Below are 20,088 nucleotides of genomic sequence, written 5' to 3'. Positions count from 1 at the left end.
GCCCGCAGCGGTCAGCTGCGCCTAATTCAGATGTCGAGCAAGAGACGCGCCGGGTCTTCCAGCAGGTTCTTGATGGTCACCAGGAAGGTTACCGCTTCCTTGCCATCGATCAGGCGGTGATCGTAGGACAGTGCCAGGTACATCATCGGGCGAATGACCACTTGCCCATTGAGCGCCACGGGACGCTGGATGATGTTGTGCATGCCCAGGATGGCCGCTTGTGGCGGGTTCACGATCGGGGTCGACAGCATGGAACCGAAGGTACCACCGTTGGTGATGGTAAAGGTACCACCGGTCATGTCGTCCATGGACAGCTTGCCGTCACGGGCCTTCTTGCCGAAGGTGGCGATGCCGCCTTCGATTTCAGCCAGGCTCATGGATTCGGCGTTGCGCAGGACTGGAACCACCAGGCCGCGGTCGCTGGACACTGCGACACCGATGTCGGCGTAGCCGTGGTAGACGATGTCGGCACCGTCGATCGACGCGTTGACCGCCGGGAAGCGTTTCAGCGCTTCGGTGGCAGCCTTGACGAAGAACGACATGAAGCCCAGACGAACCCCGTTGTGGGATTTTTCGAACAGGTCCTTGTATTTCGAACGCAGTGCCATGACTTCGGTCAGGTCGACTTCGTTGAACGTGGTCAGCATGGCCATGTTCGACTGGGCTTCGACCAGACGCTCGGCCACTTTGGCACGCAGGCGGGTCATCGGCACGCGCTTCTCGGTCCGGTCGCCCGGGGCAGTGACCACCGGCGCGGCAGCGGCCGGTGCGGCAGGCTTGGCAGCCGCCGGCGCGGACTTCTTGGCTTCGATGGCGGCAACCACGTCTTCCTTGGTCACGCGGCCGTCTTTGCCAGTGCCCTTGACGTTGGCCAGGTTGATGCCGTTTTCTTCAGCCAGGCGGCGAGCCGCCGGGCCATTGGCGTCTTCTTCAGCGGAGGCGGCAGCCGGGGCAGCAGCAGGTGCTGGTGCTGCACTGGCGGCAGGTGCCGCAGCCGGTGCGGCAGCAGCGCCGCCGGCTTCGATGGAACCCAGAACTTCGTCGGACAGAACGGTGTCGCCTTCGTTCTTGACGATGGCACCCAATACGCCATCAGCCGTGGCCAGTACTTCCAGCACTACCTTGTCGGTCTCGATGTCGACGATCAGGTCGTCACGCTTGACCGCTTCGCCCGGCTTCTTGTGCCAGGTGGCAACGGTGCCATCGGCAACCGATTCCGGGAAGGTAGGGGCTTTGATCTCGATAGCCATTATCAGTGGTTCCTTAAATTCGGTTTCTTGTGCCCGATGGCATTAGACAGTGAAAGCATCGTTGAGCAGTTTTTCCTGCTGCTCGGCGTGCATCGAAGCGTAACCGCAGGCCGGCGCTGCCGACGCATCGCGACCGGCGTATTCCAGGCCCAGCCCACGCTTGTGGTTGCCGATGCTGCGACGCAGGTGGTGCTGGCTGCTGTACCAGGCGCCCTGGTTCATCGGCTCTTCCTGACACCAGGCCACGTTTTCAAGATGGGTGTAAGGCGCAATGGCCTCCATCAAGTCGTCTTCCGGGAACGGATACAGTTGCTCGATGCGCACGATGGCGATGTCATCGCGACCTTCGCTGCGGCGCTTCTCCAGCAGGTCGTAGTACACCTTGCCGCTGCACAGCACCAGGCGAGTCACCTTGGCGGCGTCGAGGGTATCGACTTCCGGAATCACGGTCTGGAACGAACCATGGGCCAGGTCTTCGAGGGTCGAAACAGCCAGCTTGTGGCGCAGCAGCGATTTAGGCGTGAGCACCACCAGCGGCTTGCGCAGCGGGCGAATCACCTGACGGCGCAGCAGATGGTAGATCTGTGCCGGGGTGGTGGGTACGCAGACCTGAATGTTGTGCTCGGCGCACAGTTGCAGGTAACGCTCCAGGCGCGCGGAGGAGTGCTCCGGCCCCTGCCCTTCATAACCGTGGGGCAGCAGCATGGTCAAACCGCACAGACGGCCCCACTTGTGCTCGCCGCTGGTAATGAACTGGTCGATCACCACTTGCGCACCGTTGGCGAAGTCGCCGAACTGGGCTTCCCAGATCACCAGCGCGTTGGGCGAGGTGGTGGAGTAGCCGTATTCGAACGCCAGCACCGCTTCTTCGGACAGGAACGAGTCATACAGGTCGAAACGTGGCTGGCCGTCGAACAGGTTCTGCAGCGGAACGTAGGTCTCGGCATCCTTCTGGTTGTGCAACACCGCATGGCGGTGCGAGAAGGTACCGCGGCCGATGTCCTGGCCGGTCATGCGGATCGGGTGGCCCTCGAACAGCAAGGTCCCGTAGGCCATGGTTTCGGCGTAGCCCCAGTTGATCGGCAAGCCACCGGCCTGCATTTTCTGCCGGTCTTCGTAGATCTTCGAGACCTGACGCTGCACCACGAAGCCTTCTGGCACGTCCAGCAACTTGGCCGACAGTTCCTGCAGGGTCTTGAGGTCGAAGCTGGTGTCGTGACGCGCCGTCCAGGCATGACCCAGATACGGACGCCAGTCTACGAACAATTCCTTGTTCGGCTCCTTGACCAGGCTCTTGACCACGTGAAGGCCGTTGTCCAGGGCGTTGCGGTACTCGTCGACCTGCGCCTGCACCCCGGCTTCGTCCAGCGCGCCGGCCTTGATCAGGCTTTCGGCGTACAATTCGCGGGTGGTGCGCTGCTTGGCGATCTGCTGGTACATCAGCGGCTGGGTGCCGCTCGGCTCGTCGGCCTCGTTGTGGCCGCGACGACGGTAGCAGACCAGATCGACGACGATGTCGCGCTTGAACTGCATCCGATAGTCGATGGCCAGCTGGGTAACGAACACCACGGCTTCCGGATCATCGCCGTTCACGTGCAGGATCGGCGCCTGGATCATCTTCGCCACGTCGGTGGCGTACTCGGTGGAGCGCGCGTCACGTGGGTTGCTGATGGTGAAGCCGACCTGGTTGTTGATCACGATATGGATCGTGCCGCCGGTCTTGAAACCGCGGGTCTGGGACATCTGGAAGGTTTCCAGCACCACACCCTGGCCGGCGAACGCGGCGTCGCCGTGGATGTTGATCGGCAGCACCTTGTCGCCGACCGCGTCGTTGCGACGGTCCTGACGGGCGCGCACGGAACCTTCCACCACGGGCGAAACGATTTCCAGGTGAGACGGGTTGAACGCCATGGCCAGGTGCACTTCGCCACCTGTGGTCATCACGTTCGAGGAGAAGCCCTGGTGGTATTTGACGTCACCGGAACCCAGCTCGACCTTCTTCTTGCCTTCAAACTCGTCGAACAGCTCGCGCGGGCTCTTGCCGAAGGTGTTGACCAGCACGTTGAGGCGGCCACGGTGGGCCATGCCGATGACGATTTCCTTGGTGCCGTACGAGCCGGAACGCTGGATGATCTCGTCGAGCATCGGAATCAGGCTCTCTCCCCCTTCCAGACCGAAGCGCTTGGTGCCCGGGTACTTGGTGCCCAGGTATTTTTCCAGGCCCTCGGCGGCGGTAACGCGCTCGAGCACATGGCTCTTCGTCTCGGCGGACAGCGAGGGACGGCCACGCACGCTTTCCAGACGCTGCTGGAACCAGCTGCGTTGCTCGGAATCGGTGATGTGGGTGAACTCCGAGCCAATGGTGCGGCAATATGTCTGCTGCAAGGCGTCGAGAATTTCGCGTAGGCTCGCCTCCTCCTTGCCGATGAACAGGTCGCCGGCACGGAAGGTCGTATCCAGATCGGCATTGGTCATGCCGTACTGGGTGATTGACAGGTCGGCCGGAACCGGTCGCTTCCAAAGTCCCAGCGGGTCCAGCTGGGCCGCTTGGTGGCCGCGCATCCGGAAGGCCTGAATCAGTCGCAACACTCCAACTTGCTTCTTTTCATGCTCGCTGCTCACGCTGCCGGCAGAAACCGGTTGCGCACGGCGCTGGTTTTTCGCCAGCAGCACGAAATGATCACGAATAGTGGAGTGCGAAACGTCGGTGGCAGAGCTCCCATCGGCGGGCAGCTTCTGAAAGTAGGTGCGCCATTCTTCTGGCACAGCGTTAGGGTCGTGCAGGTAAAGCTCATAGAGCTCTTCCACATAGGCAGCGTTACCACCTGAAAGGTAGGCGCTGTTCCACATGCGCTGCATCACGCTTTCTTGCATGCTTGGTCACCCTCGGTTAGGGGCCCACCATCCGCGCGCGTGACAGAATGGCCCGGGCAGCTTGCAAGCCGCCAATCTCCAGGTCGTTCGCCATCGTACAGACAGTCCGGGTACCAGCCCGGATGCCCCTGCTGGTCTCATTACTACAAGATAAAAGCAAAGGTCACAGGACCCCTGCTCGGGTTATCACCAAGGCACTGGCATCGATGCCAGCGCCTGGCGGCTTGCGGTACAACAGGTGTTTCTACGCTAAAGCACTAAAGCTGTATCAGGTACCGCTGGACAGCAGCATGTTACGTACGTGGCCGATTGCCTTGGTCGGGTTCAGACCCTTGGGGCAAACGTTCACGCAGTTCATGATCCCGCGGCAGCGGAACACGCTGAAGGGGTCATCCAGCGACGCCAGACGCTCATTGGTCTGGGTGTCACGGCTGTCGGCCAGGAACCGATAAGCCTGCAGCAGAGCGGCGGGGCCCAGGAACTTGTCCGGGTTCCACCAGAACGAAGGACAGGAGGTCGAGCAGCAAGCGCACAGGATGCACTCGTACAGACCGTCCAGCTTTTCCCGTTCTTCCGGGCTCTGCAGGCGTTCGATAGCCGGCGCAGGCGTATTGTTCAACAGGAACGGCTTCACCTTCTCGTACTGCTTATAGAAGATGCTCATATCGACAACCAGGTCACGAATCACTGGCAAACCCGGCAAAGGGCGCAGCACCAGTTTGTTGTTCTTGACCACGGCCGACAGCGGCGTGATGCACGCCAGGCCGTTCTTGCCGTTGATGTTCATGCCGTCGGAACCGCACACGCCTTCACGGCACGAGCGACGGTAGGAGAAGCCTTCGTCTTGTTCCTTGATCAGGGCCAATACGTCCAGCACCATGACGTCCTTGCCACCGGTGTCGACCTGGAAGTCGACCATCTTCGGTGCGCTGTCCTGGTCGGGGTTGTAGCGGTAAACACTGACTTGCAACATGGCGGCCACCCTCAGTAAGTCCGGATCATGGGTTGGAACGTCGGAACTGTCTTCGGCGAGAAGTTCACGGCACGCTTGGCCACGCGTTTTTCACCCGGGAAGTACAGGGTGTGGCACAGCCAGTTCTCGTCGTCACGGTCTTCGAAGTCTTCACGGGCGTGAGCACCGCGGGACTCCTTGCGATGCTCGGCGGCAATCGCGGTGGCTTCGGCCACTTCCAGCAGGTTCTGCAGCTCAAGCGCTTCGATACGAGCCGTGTTGAAGGCCTGGCTCTTGTCGTTGATCTTGACGCTGGCGATACGCTCGCGCAGGGTCGCCAGTTGAGCGATACCCTTCTGCATGTACTCGCCGGTGCGGAATACACCGAAGTAATTCTGCATGCAGCTTTGCAGCTCTTTGCGCAAGGAGGCAACGTCTTCACCCGTGGTGCGGGCGTTGAGGCCGTCCAGACGGGCCAGGGCCACCTCCAGGTCGGTATCGCTGGCACGACGGTAGTCGATGCCTTCGCTCAGTGCTTTCTCCAGATGCAGACCGGCCGCGCGACCGAACACCACCAGATCGAGCAGCGAGTTGCCGCCCAGACGGTTCGCACCGTGCACCGATACGCACGCCACTTCGCCAACCGCAAACAGGCCCGGGATGATGACGTCGTTGCCGTTGGCATCCTGGGTCATGGCCTGGCCGTGAATATTGGTGGCCACGCCGCCCATCATGTAGTGGCAGGTAGGGACGACCGGGATCGGCGCAACGGCGGGATCGACGTGGGCAAAGGTCTTGGACAGCTCCATGATGCCTGGCAGGCGGCTGTGCAGGACTTCTTCACCAAGGTGGTCGAGCTTGAGCATCACGTGGTCGCCATCCGGACCACAGCCGTTGCCGGCAATGATCTCTTTGACCATCGAGCGTGCGACCACGTCGCGACCGGCGAGGTCTTTGGCGTTGGGCGCATAGCGCTCCATGAAACGCTCACCGTGCTTGTTGATCAGGTAGCCACCTTCACCGCGGCAACCTTCGGTGACCAGTACACCTGCGCCGGCGATGCCGGTCGGGTGGAACTGCCACATCTCGATGTCCTGTACCGGCACGCCAGCCCGCAAGGCCATGCCGACGCCGTCACCGGTGTTGATCAGGGCGTTGGTGGTGGACGAATAGATACGGCCCGCGCCGCCGGTGGCCAGTACCGTCGCGTTGGCGCGGATGTACGAGGTCTCGCCGGTTTCGATGCAGATGGCAATCACGCCGACAATGGCGCCGTCCTGGTTTTTCACCAGATCGACTGCGTAGTATTCATTGAGGAATACAGTGCCGGCTTTCAGGTTGGCCTGGTACAAAGTGTGCAGCAGCGCATGGCCAGTACGGTCAGCCGCCGCGCAGGTACGTGCCGCCTGGCCGCCCTTGCCGAAGTCCTTGGACTGGCCACCGAACGGACGCTGGTAGATGCGGCCCTGCTCGGTACGGGAGAACGGCAGCCCCATGTGCTCGAGCTCGAACACGGCTTCCGGGCCGACGGAACACATGTACTCGATAGCGTCCTGGTCACCGATGTAGTCGGAGCCCTTGACGGTGTCGTACATGTGCCAGCGCCAGTCATCGTTCGGGTCGGCCGACGCGATGGCGCAAGTGATGCCGCCCTGGGCCGACACGGTGTGTGAACGGGTCGGGAAAACCTTGGTTACCACGGCGGTCTTGTGACCGCCTTGAGCCAGCTGCAGCGCAGCGCGCATGCCAGCACCGCCACCACCAATGATGATGGCGTCGAAAGTCATCGAATTAATTGCCATGAATCAGATACCCCAAAGAATCTGCACACCCCAGACGAAGTACACGAACATTGCAATGCCGCATACCGCCTGGAACAGGAAACGTATGACCGTGGCCGACTTGCCGAACGCCATGGGCGTGAGGTAGTCGGTCGCGATGGTCCACATGCCAACCCAGGCATGGGCGCCCAGCGCTACCAGCGCCAACAGGCTGAAAATACGCATCCACAGGGCGGAGAACAGTGCATGCCACTGAGCGTATTCCAGCCCGGGGTGCACCACGAGGTAAATGATCAGGAACAGAAAATAAGCCGCGAGAACGACCGCCGACACACGCTGCGCCATCCAGTCATACAGGCCCGAACGCGAAAGGTTCGTGACGTTGGTTACCATATCCAGACTCCTGCCAGCACAATCAGCACCAGAGAAACGACGATGACGATTTTCGAGCCCAGCTTCCCGCCTTCCAGCGTTTCACCGACACCCGTGTCCATGATCAGGTGGCGCAGGCCCGCCACCATGTGATACAGCAGGGCTGAGAGCAAGGCCCAGATCACAAGCTTGACCAGCGCGCTGGTCATAAACGCCTTCACCTCGCCGAAGCCGTCCTCGGAGCCGAGGGATTTGCCCAATGCATAAAGCATGATGGCAATGCCCACGAAGAGGATGACACCGGAAATACGATGGAGAATGGACGTGTAAGCAGTGACAGGGAGTTTGATGGTCCTTAGGTCTAGGTTTACAGGTCGTTGGCTATTCACGGCTTTTTTCACACTGAAGAGCCCCTAGCAAGCAGGGCAAGTTGTCGGGAAGTGTACTGGTCAGGTACCCACCACCCAGGAAGTGACGACCCCGTTAGGCGCTTGAAAAGCCCCTGGCGGTCGGCTGCCGAGTATAGACAGTTAGTCTACTAATGACAACGTGATCACCGAGTCATCGTACAACCAATCTGTCAACCTTGAATGCATCGGGAGGATGAAATCATCGATAGAAAAATTCATCTGAAAGCCGCGTGCCAGCCCGCCTGCACGGCAGTCCCTGCGGCAAATTGACATTCGTGTTTATCACACTATAGTGGTGCGGGCCCTGCGTGGGGGGTCTGTCTGATGATACCAAGCATTAATAGGAGGCCACATGGCTGACAAAAAAGCGCAGTTGATCATCGAGGGCGCAGCCCCCGTCGAGCTGCCGATTTTAACCGGCACCGTGGGTCCCGATGTGATCGACGTCCGGAGCCTGACCGCCACGGGCCGTTTTACCTTCGACCCTGGATTCATGTCGACCGCTTCGTGCGAGTCGAAGATCACCTACATTGACGGTGATCAAGGCATCCTGCTGCACCGCGGCTACCCTATCGAGCAACTGGCCGAACAGTCGGACTACCTCGAGACCTGCTACCTGCTGCTCAACGGCGAATTGCCCACCGCCGAGCAAAAGGCCGCCTTCGTCGTCACCATCAAGAACCACACCATGGTTCACGAACAGCTGAAGACCTTCTTCAACGGTTTCCGTCGCGACGCGCACCCGATGGCGGTGATGTGCGGCGTGGTCGGCGCCCTGTCGGCCTTCTACCACGACTCGCTGGACATCAATAACCCGCAGCACCGTGAAATCTCGGCGGTGCGTCTGGTCGCGAAAATGCCGACCCTGGCAGCGATGGTGTACAAGTACTCCATGGGCCAGCCCATGATGTACCCGCGCAACGACCTGTCGTACGCGGAAAACTTCCTGCACATGATGTTCAACACGCCGTGCGAGATCAAACCGATCAGCCCGGTGCTGGCCAAGGCCATGGACCGGATCTTCATCCTCCATGCGGACCACGAACAGAACGCCTCGACCTCCACAGTGCGCCTGGCGGGCTCTTCGGGGGCCAACCCGTTCGCCTGTATCGCTGCTGGTATCGCCGCGCTCTGGGGCCCTGCCCACGGCGGTGCGAACGAAGCCGTGCTGACCATGCTCGATGAAATTGGCGATGTCTCGAACATCGACACCTTCATTGCCAAGGCCAAGGACAAGAACGATCCGTTCAAGCTGATGGGCTTCGGTCACCGCGTCTACAAGAACCGCGACCCTCGTGCCACGGTCATGAAAAAGACCTGCGACGAAGTGCTGAAGGAACTGGGCATCAACAACGATCCGCAACTCGAACTGGCCATGCGCCTGGAAGAGATCGCCCTGACCGACCCGTACTTCATCGAGCGCTCGCTGTACCCGAACGTCGACTTCTACTCGGGGATCATCCTCAAGGCGATCGGCATTCCCACCAGCATGTTCACAGTGATCTTCGCCCTCGCCCGCACCGTCGGCTGGATCTCGCACTGGAAGGAAATGCTCTCCAGCCCGTACAAGATCGGGCGTCCGCGCCAGCTGTACACCGGATCGCCGTCACGTGACGTGAGCAAGCTGGAAGACCGTAAATAAGGGTCTGTCCGGCACAAAAAAACCCGTCAAAAATGGCGGGTTTTTTATACGCTTCAGTTATTGCTCGGCGTGTTCTTTCAGCGCTTTGAGCGTGTTGAACGGCGCGTCCACCACAAATTTGTTGGCCACGAACGACGGCACGCTGCCGCCAGGTTCGGTGTGTACCTGATACGTCACCTCGGTGCTGGCCGGCCCTTTGGGCACGAGTTTCCAAAAACCTTCCACCTGGGCGACCCGTACGAAGCCCTTCTCCTCGGGCAGATAGTTGGGTACACCCTCGAGTTTTCGTGTCACGGTGCCATCTGTACCGATCGAATTGGTCACGTGCAGCACCGAGTCACGAGGCGTCACCGGCCAGGGCGTATCGAACTGGGTATAAGTCCAGGCCTGGTCGCCTTCGGCTTTCAGCAGCTTCTGCATTTTGCATTCATGTATCCAACGGCACGCCGTCACCACGTCTTCCTGCAAGGCACGGATCTTCGCCACGCTGGCGTTGATCAGCACCACGCCGCGATACGCCTTGTATTCCGACCCCGGCACACTGCTCAGGGAGACGGTGATGCCATCGGCCTGCTTGGCGGTCTGCCAATCCTCGGCCTGAACCTGAGAAATAATACCGAGCGATGCCGCCAGCCCGCAGACAACTGCCATTCGGTGAAGCGATGCCATGATTTTATCCTTGTTGTGGTCAATCGAATCCGCTCAGGCAGTGGCCTGTTCCCACCAGGTCAGCAACTGCAGCGCCTGCTCGTCGGTCTCGCCGCACACGTCGGGCGCGGCGCTGAACACGCTGCACACCGCCGGCCGCTCGGGCTGGCCGAAAATCTGGCACAGGTTGGCGGCCGACAGCTGCACGCAACGCTGGCCCGCCGGCTTGCCTTGCGGCATGCCAGGGATCGGACTGCTGATAGAGGGCGCAATGCAGCAAGCGCCGCAGCCTTCACGGCAATTCATGGGGCAACACCCTCTGAGACAGGCAATGAACGGAGTTCGATGTTAACCGCTTAAACGCACGTTTGAAACGCAAATTACCGACCCGTGATGTCTCCGCAATCACTGCTTGAATTCGAAATCCAGCGCTGCACCGTCGATCTTGCGGTCTTCATTGCGCAATTGCAGCTGCATCTCGTTGCTCAGCAGGCGTGGGTTGATCTGGTACGAATCGTCCGGCTTCTTGTCGGGAAACAACGGCGGCAAGTAGCCATCATGTACGGGTACCGCGGCCGGTTTGCCGGGGGGATGCAAGTCCTTGACCATGGCGGCCGGCAGGCTCAGGTCCAGTTTGGCCTTGGGCACGGGTGCGGCGATGGCATCGGCTTCCTTGCGCGACTTGGTCTTGCTGGCGGACGTGGCCTTTTTCTTGTCCTTGAGGGTGGGTTTGGCCATGGGGCTCTTGTGCACCTGTGCCTTGACCGGGGCACCGGCCGAATCCACGGCCGCAGCCGACCAGACGCAGGTAAACGGCGTGGCAAGACCCAACAGCAGCACAACAACACAACGCAGGGCAGTCATAGGCAGGTGTTACAACTGAAACAGGGGGTTTATATGCTCACCGTGTGGCTAGCCATTGACAAGGGCCAACCCACACCACTGAGGTAAACAATCAGTAAATATTTATGTCGGATCAGTAGAGGCTTTGGCCTGAAGCCACTTCAAGACACAGCTGGGTGGCCAGCATGCCCAACGTCATCAGCGCTCGATCCCCCTCGCGATTCCACGGGATCCCACAATTGAGACGGATGCAGTGATTGAATTGTTCCGTGTTGCTGAAGATCAAGCCTGGGGCAATGCTGATGCCCTGCTCCAGCGCCCGCACGTGCAATTCCTGGGTGTTGACCCGCCCCGGCAGGCTTACCCACAGGATGAAACCGCCACTGGGCCGAGTGATCTGCGTGCCCTCGGGAAAGTATTGCTGCACTGCCAGTTGATAGGCGCTGAGGTTCTTGCGGTATTCCTGACGAATAAACCGCAAGTGACGGTCGTAACCGCCATTTTCCAGATAACTGGCAATGCCCATCTGGGTCACGCTGCACGCCGAATGGGTGGTGAAGGTCTGCAAGCGCTCGATCTGCGGCTGATACTTGCCGGCGATCATCCAACCCACTCGCACCCCCGGCGACAAGGTCTTGGAAAAGCTCGAACAGTAGATGACCTGTCCAAGCCGGTCATAGGCCTTGAGCGCCTTGGTCTTGCCCTGCTCGAACATCAATTCGCCATAGATGTCGTCCTCCACCACCTGAATGTCGAAGTCGGACACCAGCCGCAACAACTGCTTCATCCGCTCTTCCGGCATGGTCCCGCCCAGCGGATTGCTCAAGCGCGGGGTCAGCACCAGCGCCTTGATCGACCATTGATTGGCGGCCAGCTGCAAGGCTTCCAGGCTGATGCCGGTGGTGGGGTCACTGGGGATTTCGATGACTTTGAGGCCCAGCAGATCGGCCAGTTGCAACAGACCGTAATAGGTCGGCGATTCAGCGGCGATCAGGTCACCCGGCCGGGTCAGCACCCGCAAGGACATCTGCAAGGCATCGACGCAACCGTGGGTAATCACCACTTCCGAGGGGTCTACCACCACGCCCGCATCGCGCATGCGGATGGCGACCTGACGGCGCAAGGGCTCGAAACCTGGGCTGAACATGTAGCTGAAGGCGCGGGGGCTTTGAAAGCGGGTGACCTTGGCCAATTGCTGGTGCAGCGCGCGGACTGGCAGATAATCAACCCTTGGCGTCGCCGCCCCCAACGGAAAGACCCCGTCGCGTCGGGACTCGTCCAGTACCTGTTGGATGATGCTGCCCCGGGTCACCAACCCTGGCCGCTCGACCCGCGCGATGTCCGGGGTGGCGGCGGTCAGCGCCGGAGTCTGATGCACATAATAGCCCGACTGCGGCCGCGCGCGAATCAGCCCCTGATCCTCAAGATTCGCATAGGCCTGCAATACGGTGGCGTGGCTGACATTGAGCTGCGAGCTCATCTTGCGCACCGATGGCACTTTTTCGCCGGGCTGATAGACGCCCCGGCGGATGTCTTCGGCCAGTTGCTGGGCAATACGCTGATATAGCAGGAGGCTGGTCATGGGCGGCTCTGTCGGGGGTCGCACTGCAGGGTAAGACCCACCGGATTCATGGGATGACCGGCGGGAGTACAGTTGCCAAGTGTACGGGGACAGTTGGCACGATAGCAAAAACCGAACGGGATTGCTTGCCGTCAGTCGATGCGGTTGACGAGGTCCAGGTTTGCCTTGGAAAGGCTCGGGATCCTGCACAGGTGGCGTATTCTGGCCCCCCGACAAACGGCAGATAAATCGCCGCCAGCCCCAGTGCGACCAATACTGGCACTGCCGTCGGATGAGGTTCATTACCCTCTTCTGTTTTCCCAGGTGGGCAGGCCCCAGAGACAAGAGGGTCGGCACGGCGCCGGATGGCGCTGTTGCAGGCGTGCGCCATCAGCGCGTCTATTTGACCGTCATGAAAACACAAAACCCGCACCGGGTATCACACCGATCATTCGGGTGAACCCATTGCGGGCTTCGCGCTCCCGGAGCGCCAGGACGCTCAGGAATGGTTGAATCAGACCAGCTTTTCAAACTCAGGCACGGCTTCGAACAGATCCGCCACCAGGCCATAGTCAGCCACCTGGAAAATCGGTGCTTCTTCGTCCTTGTTGATCGCGACGATCACCTTGGAGTCCTTCATGCCGGCCAGGTGCTGGATCGCGCCGGAGATGCCGACGGCAATGTACAGCTGCGGCGCGACGATCTTGCCGGTCTGGCCGACCTGCATGTCGTTGGGCACGAAGCCGGCATCGACGGCGGCGCGCGAGGCACCCACGGCGGCGCCGAGCTTGTCGGCCAGGGCGTACAGGTGCTTGAAGTTATCACCGTTCTGCATGCCGCGGCCGCCGGAAACGACGATCTTGGCTGCGGTCAGTTCGGGACGATCGGACTTGGCCAGCTCTTCGCCGACGAAGGAAGATTTGCCTGCATCGTGGGCAGCCGACACAGCTTCGACCGCCGCCGAGCCACTTTCGGCCGAGACGGCGTCGAAGCCGGTGGCACGCACGGTGATGACCTTGATGGCCGCCGTCGATTGCACGGTGGCGATGGCGTTGCCGGCGTAGATCGGCCGCTTGAAGGTATCGGCCGACTCGACCGAAACGATTTCCGAGATCTGATCGACGTCCAGCTGTGCAGCGACGCGCGGCAGGATGTTCTTGCCGTTGGCAGTGGCAGCGGCCAGTACGTGGCTGTAGCCAGATGCCAGTTCGACGATCAGCGGCGCGACGTTTTCCGGCAGCTGATGGGCGTAGGCGGCGTTGTCGGCCACCAGCACTTTCGCCACGCCGGCGATCCTGGCAGCAGCCTGGGCCACGGCGTCCACGCCTTGACCGACGACCAGGACGTGCACATCGCCACCGATCTTGGCAGCTGCGGCCACGGTGTTGAGGGTGGAAGGCGCAACGGCGGTGTGGACCTGCCCTTCGGTGACGTAGTCAGCGATAACCAGAATAGTCATGTTCAGATCACCTTCGCTTCGTTTTTCAGTTTCTCGACCAGTTCGGCCACCGACTTGACCTTGATGCCCGCGCTGCGCACAGCCGGTGCTTCGACTTTCAAGGTCTTGTTGGTGGAGGCCACCGAAACGCCCAGGGCTTCAGGAGTGACGGTTTCCAGCGGCTTCTTCTTGGCCTTCATGATGTTGGGCAAGGAAGCATAGCGTGGCTCGTTCAGGCGCAGGTCGGTGGTGACGATGGCCGGCAGGCTCAGGGCCACGGTCTGCAGACCGTCGTCCACTTCGCGCGTGACGTTGACCTTGTCGCCGTTGACTTCGACCTTGGAGGCGAAGGTGCCCTGGGCGTAGCCGCTCAGCGCCGCCAGCATCTGCCCGGTCTGGTTGTTGTCACTGTCGATGGCCTGCTTGCCGAGGATCACCAGTTGTGGCTGTTCCTTGTCGACCACGGCCTTGAGCAGCTTGGCCACGGCCAGGGAGGTCAGGTCTTCGGCGTGTTCGATCAGAATGGCGCGGTCGGCGCCCAGTGCCAGGGCGGTGCGCAGCTGTTCCTGAGCGGTGCTCGGACCCACTGTGACCACGACGATCTCGCTGGCCACACCCTTCTCTTTCAGACGCACGGCTTCTTCTACCGCGATCTCGCAGAAGGGGTTCATCGACATCTTGACGTTAGCCAGATCGACGCCGGAGTTGTCCGCCTTGACGCGAACCTTGACGTTGTAATCAACCACTCGTTTGATAGCTACAAGAACCTTCATGGATTCCTCGTTACTCTCCGGTGAAAAGAAAGTCGCCCGCAGGCGTCGTTCATTGGCCCAAGGGCACCTGTAAAAACGCGGCAGACCGTGCGTGAAAGGGCTCTCCCCGTGTAAACTTCACGACAAATTGCTGCAAAGCGTATCGACAGAGGCTCGCGCCTGATTTTTACAGGGGCTCCTGAGGTGTCGCGAATGAGCTATGTCATACGCAAAACCGACCGTATCTTGACCGCATAGCCCCAACCGGTCAATACGCGGAACCCACCGGTCACGCCCTTGCCGGCTGCGGTTAATCTGCCCTGTAGACATTTCAAACAAACGTTTGTATTGGACCCTGCGAGTGGTGTAGATATAATGCGCCGCCCGTGGAAAAAGCGCCCTTGGCACCCGCGCGCCTGTTGACACCCATTAGAAACAAGGCCTGATGAGCCTGGTAGGAGAAAACCTGTGGAACGCGAATACATGGAATTCGACGTGGTCATTGTCGGGGCTGGCCCCGCTGGCCTGTCTGCTGCCTGCCGACTCAAGCAGAAAGCCGCCGAAGCCGGTAGCGAGATCAGCGTCTGCGTGGTCGAGAAAGGCTCCGAAGTGGGTGCTCACATCCTGTCCGGCGCGGTGTTCGAACCCCGTGCGCTGGACGAACTGTTCCCGGACTGGAAAGCCCTGGGCGCGCCTTTGAACACCCCGGTCAAGCGCGATGACATCTATGTGCTGAAAAACGCCGAGAGCGCCAGCAAGATTCCCGACGCCTTCGTACCGCACACCATGCATAACGAAGGCAACTACATCATCTCCCTGGGCAACCTGTGCCGCTGGCTGGCGCAGCAGGCCGAGAACCTCGGCGTCGAGGTTTACCCAGGCTTTGCTGCCCAGGAAGCGCTGATCGATGAAAACGGCGTGGTGCGCGGCATCCTGATCGGCGACATGGGCGTGGACCGCGAGGGCCAGCCCAAGGACGGCATGTACACCCCCGGCATGGAACTGCGCGGCAAGTACACGCTGTTTGCCGAAGGCTGCCGTGGCCACATCGGCAAGCAGCTGATCAAGCGCTACCACCTGGACAGCGACGCCGACGCCCAGCACTACGGCATCGGCCTCAAGGAAATCTGGGAAGTCGACCCAGCCAAACATCAAGCGGGCCTGGTAATGCACACCGCCGGCTGGCCGCTGGAAATCATGGGCCATGAAAACACCGGCGGCTCCTTCCTTTATCACCTGGAAAACAACCAGGTGGTGGTGGGCCTGATCGTCGACCTGTCCTACGCCAACCCGTATCTGTCACCGTTCGACGAGTTCCAGCGCCTCAAGCACCACCCGGTCTTCAAGCAGTACCTGGAAGGCGGCAAGCGCATCAGCTATGGCGCCCGCGCCATCTGCAAGGGCGGCCTCAATTCGCTGCCCAGGATGGTCTTCGCCGGCGGCGCGCTGATCGGCTGCGACCTGGGCACCTTGAACTTCTCCAAGATCAAGGGCAGCCACACCGCCATGAAGTCCGGAATGCTCGCCGCCGACGCCGTGGCCGAGGCCCTGGCAGCTGGCCGTGAAGGTGGCGACCTGCTGACCGGCTATGTCGACGCCTTCAAGGCCAGCTGGCTGTACGACGAACTGTTTGCCAGTCGCAACTTCGGCCCGGCCTTGCATAAGTGGGGCGCGCTGATCGGCGGTGCCTTCAACTATGTCGACCAGAACTGGTTCAAGGGCAAGCTGCCCTTCACCCTGCACGACACCAAGCCGGACTATGCCTGCATGAAACTGGCGGCCGAGTCGAAAAAGATCGATTACCCCAAGCCCGACGGCAAGTTGAGTTTCGACAAACTCAGCTCGGTGTTCATCTCCGGCACCAACCACGAAGAGGAACAGCCCTGCCACCTGAAGCTGACCGACCCGAACATTCCGATCGCACGCAACCTGCCGCTTTACGATGAACCGGCACAGCGCTACTGCCCGGCCGGCGTGTACGAGGTGGTGACTCGGGAAGACGGCGAAAAACGCTTCCAGATCAACGCTCAGAACTGCGTGCACTGCAAGACCTGCGACATCAAGGACCCTTCGCAGAACATCACCTGGGTGACGCCTGAAGGTTCGGGCGGGCCGACTTACCCGAATATGTAACATCGGTGTCGCCCCTATCGCGGGCAAGCACTGCTCCCACAGATTCCTCCCGCGTCTGGCCCTGTGGAAGCAGGGCTTGCCCGCGATGGACGCGACGCGGTCTACCGCTCCTTCCACCCCAATTGCGCCGACACCCCCGCCGCCGCCTTCTGCACCACGCTCACCAATCCCTGCATCTTATCCAGCGGCATATACGGCACCGTGCTGGCCACACTGATGGCTGCCACGATATGCCCGCTGGCATCACGCACCGGCGCAGCGACGCAGCGAATCGAAGGTTCGTTGTCTTCCAGGTCGAAGGCATAGCGCCCGGTCACGTAGTCGAGCATGCGCACCTGCACCGCGTCCCAACCCTGGGACGGTTGGCACAGGTCATACAAGCGCTGCCATTCAGCCACCGAGCTGTCCAGCAGCAGTGCCTTGCCAATACCGGTGCGCAACAGCGGCATGCGATGACCGACCCGCGAGCGCATTTCCGGCCCATTGCGACCCGGCAATTTGTGCAGGTAGAGCACCTCGTCGCCATCGCGCACCGCCAGGTGGATGGTGTCACCGGTCAAGGCCGACAATGTGTCGAGAAAGGGAGTGGCCAGCATCACCAGCGGGACTTCCTCCCGGGCCTGGAAGCCCAACTCGATCAGCTTGGGGCCTAGCAGGTAGCCGACCTGCGGCAGGACCCGCAGGTAACGCTCGTCCACCAGGCAACTGGCCAAGCGATGGGTGGTGCTGCGGGTGGTGCCAATGCGCCGGGCAATTTCCTTGAGGTCCCGGGCACCGGCGGCAACCGCCTGCACCACGGCCAGCCCCCGTAACAGCGTCTGGGTGCCCGTGGGCGTGGCGGCTTTTGCGGCGGTGATGGTGTCATCCTGCATGGGCAACCCTTGAATCAGTCACGGAGAAGGCGGGCATTATGCAGTCACAGCGTAATGCGCTCCACTTTGCCCACCAACAGGATGTAAGACAGCGCCCCGATCAACGCCATCACTGCAATGTAGGTAATGGCTGGCGCAAAGCTGTCACCGCTGGCCAGATAGCCGATCACCAATGGGGTGGTGATCGCCGACAGGTTGCCGATGAAATTGAACACGCCGCCGGTCAGGCCGAGCAAGCGGGCCGGGGCCAGGGTCGAGACCAGCGACCAGGTGATCGAGGCCAGGCCGTTGCCGAAAAAGGCCAGGGCCAGACAGGCAATCACCAGTCCGGTAGAGTTCACGTAGTTGGCGCCGATGATGCAGGTCGAAATCAGCAGCCCGCTGATGATCGGCAACTTGCGCGCCAGCCCTACCGTGGCGCCGCGACGAATCAGCCAATCGGAAAAGAACCCTGAACACAATACCCCGACGAAGGCGGCCAGAAAGGGCAGCGAGGCCAACAGCCCGGACTTGATGAAGTCCATGCCTCGGTACTTCACCAGGTAGGTGGGAAACCAGGTCAGGAAGAACCACAGGGTGGAGTTCAGGCAATACTGGCCCAGATAGATGCCCCACAGCTTGCGCTTGCTCAGCACGATACCCAGGTCGGTCCAGCTGAAACCCGCCTTGACCTTGCGCGCGCTGCTCTGCATGTCCACCAGGCCACCGCCCTCGCTGATCAGCTCGATCTCGCCGGCGTTGACACCCTTGAAATCCCGGGGTTCGCGGTAGACCAGGTACCAGAACAACGCCCAGAGCACGCCTACCACCCCGGTGGCGACGAACACCATGTGCCAGCCAAATTCATGTTGCAGCCAAGCCAGCACCGGGGTCAGAAACGCCAGCCCGACAAACTGCCCGGAGGTGTACACCCCTACGGCGGTGGCACGCTCGCGCTCGGGGAACCAGGTGGTCACTACCCGGCTGTTGATCGGGTAGGCCGGGGCTTCCAGCGCCCCCACCACCATGCGCAACACGAACAGGCCGACAAAACTGCCGACAAACCCCAGCATCACCGTGGCCAGCGACCACAGCAGCAAGGCCACGCTGTAGAGGATGCGTGGAGGCACCCGGTCTACCAGCCAGCCACCGGGAATCTGCATGGCCGCGTAGGTCCAGCCGAACGCGGAAAACACCAGGCCGACGTGGATCGGGTCGATGGCCAACTCGCTGGTCAAGGCCGGCGCGGCAATGGACAGATTGCTGCGATCCAGGTAGTTGATCACCACAGTGATGAACAGCAGCACCATGATGAAAAAGCGCTTGCGGCTGGGCGTCGCCATGGAGGCGGCGCCCGCCAGGGTGTGGCTAGGCATGTCAGGAGCCCTTTTATAGTTATTGAAGGCTGTCAGGGGGCGGTGCTTACCACTCGGCGAAGCTGCCGTCGGCGTGACGCCAGATCGGGTTGCGCCAGCGATGGCCGATGGCCGCGCGCTCCTTGACGTACTCCTCGTTGATCTCGATGCCCAGTCCCGGGCCGTCAGGGATCTTCACAAAGCCGTCCTGATAGTCGAACACCTCAGGCTTCTTCACGTAGTCCAGCAAATCGTTGCTTTCGTTGTAATGAATGCCCAGGCTTTGCTCCTGGATGAAGGCGTTGTAGCAGACCGCATCGAGCTGCAGGCAGGCCGCGAGGGCGATCGGACCCAACGGGCAGTGCAAGGCCAGCGCCACGTCATAGGCTTCGGCCATGTTGGCGATCTTGCGGGTTTCAGTGATGCCGCCGGCGTGGGAGGCATCCGGCTGGATGATGTCCACGTAGCCTTCACTGAGGATGCGCTTGAAATCCCAGCGCGAGTACAGGCGCTCACCCAGGGCGATCGGCGTGTTGGTCAGCGGCGCCAGTTCCTTGAGGGCTTCGTAGTTCTCGCTGAGCACCGGTTCTTCGATGAACATCAGCTTGAACTCATCCAGCTCCTTCATCAGCACCTTGGCCATGGGCTTGTGCACGCGGCCGTGGAAGTCCACGCCGATGCCGACGTGAGGGCCGACAGCCTCGCGCACGGCGGCGACGTTAGCCAGGGCCAGATCGACCTTGGCGTGACTGTCGAGAAATTGCAGTTCTTCGGTGCCGTTCATCTTCACCGCGGTGAAGCCGCGGGAGACGGCTTCCTTGGCGGCGCGAGCCGTATCGGCAGGACGGTCGCCGCCGATCCACGAATACACGCGGATGCGGTCACGGACCTGGCCACCCAGCAGGTCGCTGACCGACACGCCCAAGGCCTTGCCCTTGATGTCCCACAACGCCTGATCAATACCGGCCAGCGCGCTCATATGGATCGCCCCGCCCCGGTAGAAACCGCCGCGATAGAGCACGGTCCAGATGTCTTCGATGTTGCGTGGGTCCTTGCCGATCAGGTAATCGGACAGCTCCTCCACGGCGGCGGCCACGGTATGGGCACGGCCTTCTACCACCGGTTCGCCCCAGCCGCAGACGCCTTCGTCGGTATCAATCTTGAGGAAGCACCAGCGCGGCGGAACGATGTAGGTGGTCAGTCGAGTGATTTTCATCGCGAGATTC

17 protein-coding genes are annotated in these 20,088 nt (G+C 61.0%); 2 read left to right on the top strand and 15 right to left on the bottom strand.

Going from position 1 to position 20,088, the window contains the following annotated elements:
- Positions 1 to 26: 26 nt before the first annotated feature.
- The 6 genes from odhB to sdhC all read right to left on the bottom strand — a co-directional run bounded on the left by odhB (position 27) and on the right by sdhC (position 7,630).
- On the bottom strand, positions 27 to 1,250 hold the full coding sequence (gene odhB / locus HB675_RS08085; RefSeq protein WP_213877483.1) for a 2-oxoglutarate dehydrogenase complex dihydrolipoyllysine-residue succinyltransferase: 1,224 nt from the start codon (positions 1,248 to 1,250) through the stop codon (positions 27 to 29).
- A gap of 42 nt (positions 1,251 to 1,292) precedes the next feature.
- Positions 1,293 to 4,124 carry a 2-oxoglutarate dehydrogenase E1 component gene (locus HB675_RS08080; protein WP_213877481.1) on the bottom strand — a complete coding sequence of 944 codons (2,832 nt, stop codon included), beginning with the start codon at positions 4,122 to 4,124 and terminating at the stop codon, positions 1,293 to 1,295.
- Positions 4,125 to 4,392: 268 nt separating this feature from the next.
- Positions 4,393 to 5,097 (bottom strand): succinate dehydrogenase iron-sulfur subunit, encoded by a 705-nt coding sequence (locus HB675_RS08075; RefSeq protein WP_213877479.1) that lies wholly within the window; start codon positions 5,095 to 5,097, stop codon positions 4,393 to 4,395.
- A gap of 11 nt (positions 5,098 to 5,108) precedes the next feature.
- Positions 5,109 to 6,878: a succinate dehydrogenase flavoprotein subunit gene (gene sdhA, locus HB675_RS08070; protein ID WP_213877477.1), complete on the bottom strand. Its 1,770-nt coding sequence runs from the start codon at positions 6,876 to 6,878 to the stop codon at positions 5,109 to 5,111.
- Positions 6,879 to 6,881: 3 nt separating this feature from the next.
- The gene (gene sdhD, locus HB675_RS08065) at positions 6,882 to 7,250 is read right to left on the bottom strand and encodes a succinate dehydrogenase, hydrophobic membrane anchor protein (protein ID WP_213877475.1); all 369 of its coding nucleotides are present in this window, start codon (positions 7,248 to 7,250) and stop codon (positions 6,882 to 6,884) included.
- Positions 7,244 to 7,630, bottom strand: coding sequence for a succinate dehydrogenase, cytochrome b556 subunit (gene sdhC / locus HB675_RS08060; protein ID WP_213877473.1), 387 nt, complete (start codon positions 7,628 to 7,630; stop codon positions 7,244 to 7,246). Before sdhC ends, sdhD begins: the two co-directional genes overlap by 7 nt.
- A 361-nt stretch (positions 7,631 to 7,991) precedes the next feature.
- On the opposite strand from sdhC, the gene gltA reads away from it, so the two are divergent.
- Positions 7,992 to 9,281 (top strand): citrate synthase, encoded by a 1,290-nt coding sequence (gene gltA, locus HB675_RS08055; RefSeq protein WP_213877471.1) that lies wholly within the window; start codon positions 7,992 to 7,994, stop codon positions 9,279 to 9,281.
- A gap of 57 nt (positions 9,282 to 9,338) precedes the next feature.
- Here the strand turns inward: gltA and HB675_RS08050 are convergent, their stop codons facing one another.
- From HB675_RS08050 to HB675_RS08025, 6 genes are all read right to left on the bottom strand, one after another.
- Positions 9,339 to 9,950, bottom strand: coding sequence for an START domain-containing protein (locus HB675_RS08050; RefSeq protein WP_213877469.1), 612 nt, complete (start codon positions 9,948 to 9,950; stop codon positions 9,339 to 9,341).
- A gap of 33 nt (positions 9,951 to 9,983) precedes the next feature.
- Complete coding sequence (locus HB675_RS08045) at positions 9,984 to 10,235, bottom strand: YkgJ family cysteine cluster protein (RefSeq protein ID WP_213877467.1); 252 nt, start codon at positions 10,233 to 10,235, stop codon at positions 9,984 to 9,986.
- A 99-nt stretch (positions 10,236 to 10,334) separates the two neighbouring features.
- Entirely contained in the window at positions 10,335 to 10,793 is a 459-nt protein-coding gene (locus tag HB675_RS08040) for a translation initiation factor 2 (protein ID WP_213877465.1), read from the bottom strand.
- A gap of 112 nt (positions 10,794 to 10,905) precedes the next feature.
- Complete coding sequence (locus tag HB675_RS08035) at positions 10,906 to 12,354, bottom strand: PLP-dependent aminotransferase family protein (RefSeq protein ID WP_213877463.1); 1,449 nt, start codon at positions 12,352 to 12,354, stop codon at positions 10,906 to 10,908.
- Positions 12,355 to 12,847: 493 nt separating this feature from the next.
- The gene (locus HB675_RS08030) at positions 12,848 to 13,792 is read right to left on the bottom strand and encodes an FAD-binding protein (protein ID WP_213877461.1); all 945 of its coding nucleotides are present in this window, start codon (positions 13,790 to 13,792) and stop codon (positions 12,848 to 12,850) included.
- 2 nt (positions 13,793 to 13,794) lie between these two features.
- Complete coding sequence (locus HB675_RS08025) at positions 13,795 to 14,544, bottom strand: electron transfer flavoprotein subunit beta/FixA family protein (RefSeq protein ID WP_213877459.1); 750 nt, start codon at positions 14,542 to 14,544, stop codon at positions 13,795 to 13,797.
- A 447-nt stretch (positions 14,545 to 14,991) separates the two neighbouring features.
- On the opposite strand from HB675_RS08025, the gene HB675_RS08020 reads away from it, so the two are divergent.
- Positions 14,992 to 16,656, top strand: coding sequence for a 4Fe-4S dicluster domain-containing protein (locus HB675_RS08020; RefSeq protein WP_213877457.1), 1,665 nt, complete (start codon positions 14,992 to 14,994; stop codon positions 16,654 to 16,656).
- A 101-nt stretch (positions 16,657 to 16,757) separates the two neighbouring features.
- On the opposite strand, the gene HB675_RS08015 is transcribed toward HB675_RS08020, so the two are convergent.
- From HB675_RS08015 to dgoD, 3 genes are read right to left on the bottom strand one after another with little or no spacing between them, the layout of a single operon-like run.
- Positions 16,758 to 17,528, bottom strand: coding sequence for an IclR family transcriptional regulator (locus tag HB675_RS08015; RefSeq protein ID WP_213877455.1), 771 nt, complete (start codon positions 17,526 to 17,528; stop codon positions 16,758 to 16,760).
- A gap of 44 nt (positions 17,529 to 17,572) precedes the next feature.
- Positions 17,573 to 18,883, bottom strand: coding sequence for an MFS transporter (locus tag HB675_RS08010; protein ID WP_213877453.1), 1,311 nt, complete (start codon positions 18,881 to 18,883; stop codon positions 17,573 to 17,575).
- 46 nt (positions 18,884 to 18,929) lie between these two features.
- Positions 18,930 to 20,078, bottom strand: coding sequence for a galactonate dehydratase (gene dgoD, locus HB675_RS08005; protein ID WP_213877451.1), 1,149 nt, complete (start codon positions 20,076 to 20,078; stop codon positions 18,930 to 18,932).
- Positions 20,079 to 20,088 lie beyond the last annotated feature (10 nt).

The sequence above is a fragment of the Pseudomonas sp. dw_358 genome (assembly GCF_018449655.1).
In the GTDB taxonomy this organism is placed as follows: domain Bacteria; phylum Pseudomonadota; class Gammaproteobacteria; order Pseudomonadales; family Pseudomonadaceae; genus Aquipseudomonas.
The sequence above is the reverse complement of the archived record's forward strand: the minus strand, read 5'-3'. Positions and strand labels throughout refer to the sequence as shown.

What these genes read in the sequence shown, in the direction of transcription:
- HB675_RS08040 (WP_213877465.1), bottom strand. Translation starts at nt 10,793, where the DNA reads ATGACTGCCCTGCGTTGTGTTGTTGTGCTGCTGTTGGGTCTTGCCACG.
- HB675_RS08045 (WP_213877467.1), bottom strand. Translation starts at nt 10,235, where the DNA reads ATGAATTGCCGTGAAGGCTGCGGCGCTTGCTGCATTGCGCCCTCTATC.
- HB675_RS08025 (WP_213877459.1), bottom strand. Translation starts at nt 14,544, where the DNA reads ATGAAGGTTCTTGTAGCTATCAAACGAGTGGTTGATTACAACGTCAAG.
- HB675_RS08010 (WP_213877453.1), bottom strand. Translation starts at nt 18,883, where the DNA reads ATGCCTAGCCACACCCTGGCGGGCGCCGCCTCCATGGCGACGCCCAGC.
- HB675_RS08075 (WP_213877479.1), bottom strand. Translation starts at nt 5,097, where the DNA reads ATGTTGCAAGTCAGTGTTTACCGCTACAACCCCGACCAGGACAGCGCA.
- HB675_RS08030 (WP_213877461.1), bottom strand. Translation starts at nt 13,792, where the DNA reads ATGACTATTCTGGTTATCGCTGACTACGTCACCGAAGGGCAGGTCCAC.
- HB675_RS08035 (WP_213877463.1), bottom strand. Translation starts at nt 12,354, where the DNA reads ATGACCAGCCTCCTGCTATATCAGCGTATTGCCCAGCAACTGGCCGAA.
- sdhD (WP_213877475.1), bottom strand. Translation starts at nt 7,250, where the DNA reads ATGGTAACCAACGTCACGAACCTTTCGCGTTCGGGCCTGTATGACTGG.
- HB675_RS08050 (WP_213877469.1), bottom strand. Translation starts at nt 9,950, where the DNA reads ATGGCATCGCTTCACCGAATGGCAGTTGTCTGCGGGCTGGCGGCATCG.
- dgoD (WP_213877451.1), bottom strand. Translation starts at nt 20,078, where the DNA reads ATGAAAATCACTCGACTGACCACCTACATCGTTCCGCCGCGCTGGTGC.
- sdhA (WP_213877477.1), bottom strand. Translation starts at nt 6,878, where the DNA reads ATGGCAATTAATTCGATGACTTTCGACGCCATCATCATTGGTGGTGGC.
- HB675_RS08080 (WP_213877481.1), bottom strand. Translation starts at nt 4,124, where the DNA reads ATGCAAGAAAGCGTGATGCAGCGCATGTGGAACAGCGCCTACCTTTCA.
- HB675_RS08015 (WP_213877455.1), bottom strand. Translation starts at nt 17,528, where the DNA reads ATGCAGGATGACACCATCACCGCCGCAAAAGCCGCCACGCCCACGGGC.
- gltA (WP_213877471.1), top strand. Translation starts at nt 7,992, where the DNA reads ATGGCTGACAAAAAAGCGCAGTTGATCATCGAGGGCGCAGCCCCCGTC.
- odhB (WP_213877483.1), bottom strand. Translation starts at nt 1,250, where the DNA reads ATGGCTATCGAGATCAAAGCCCCTACCTTCCCGGAATCGGTTGCCGAT.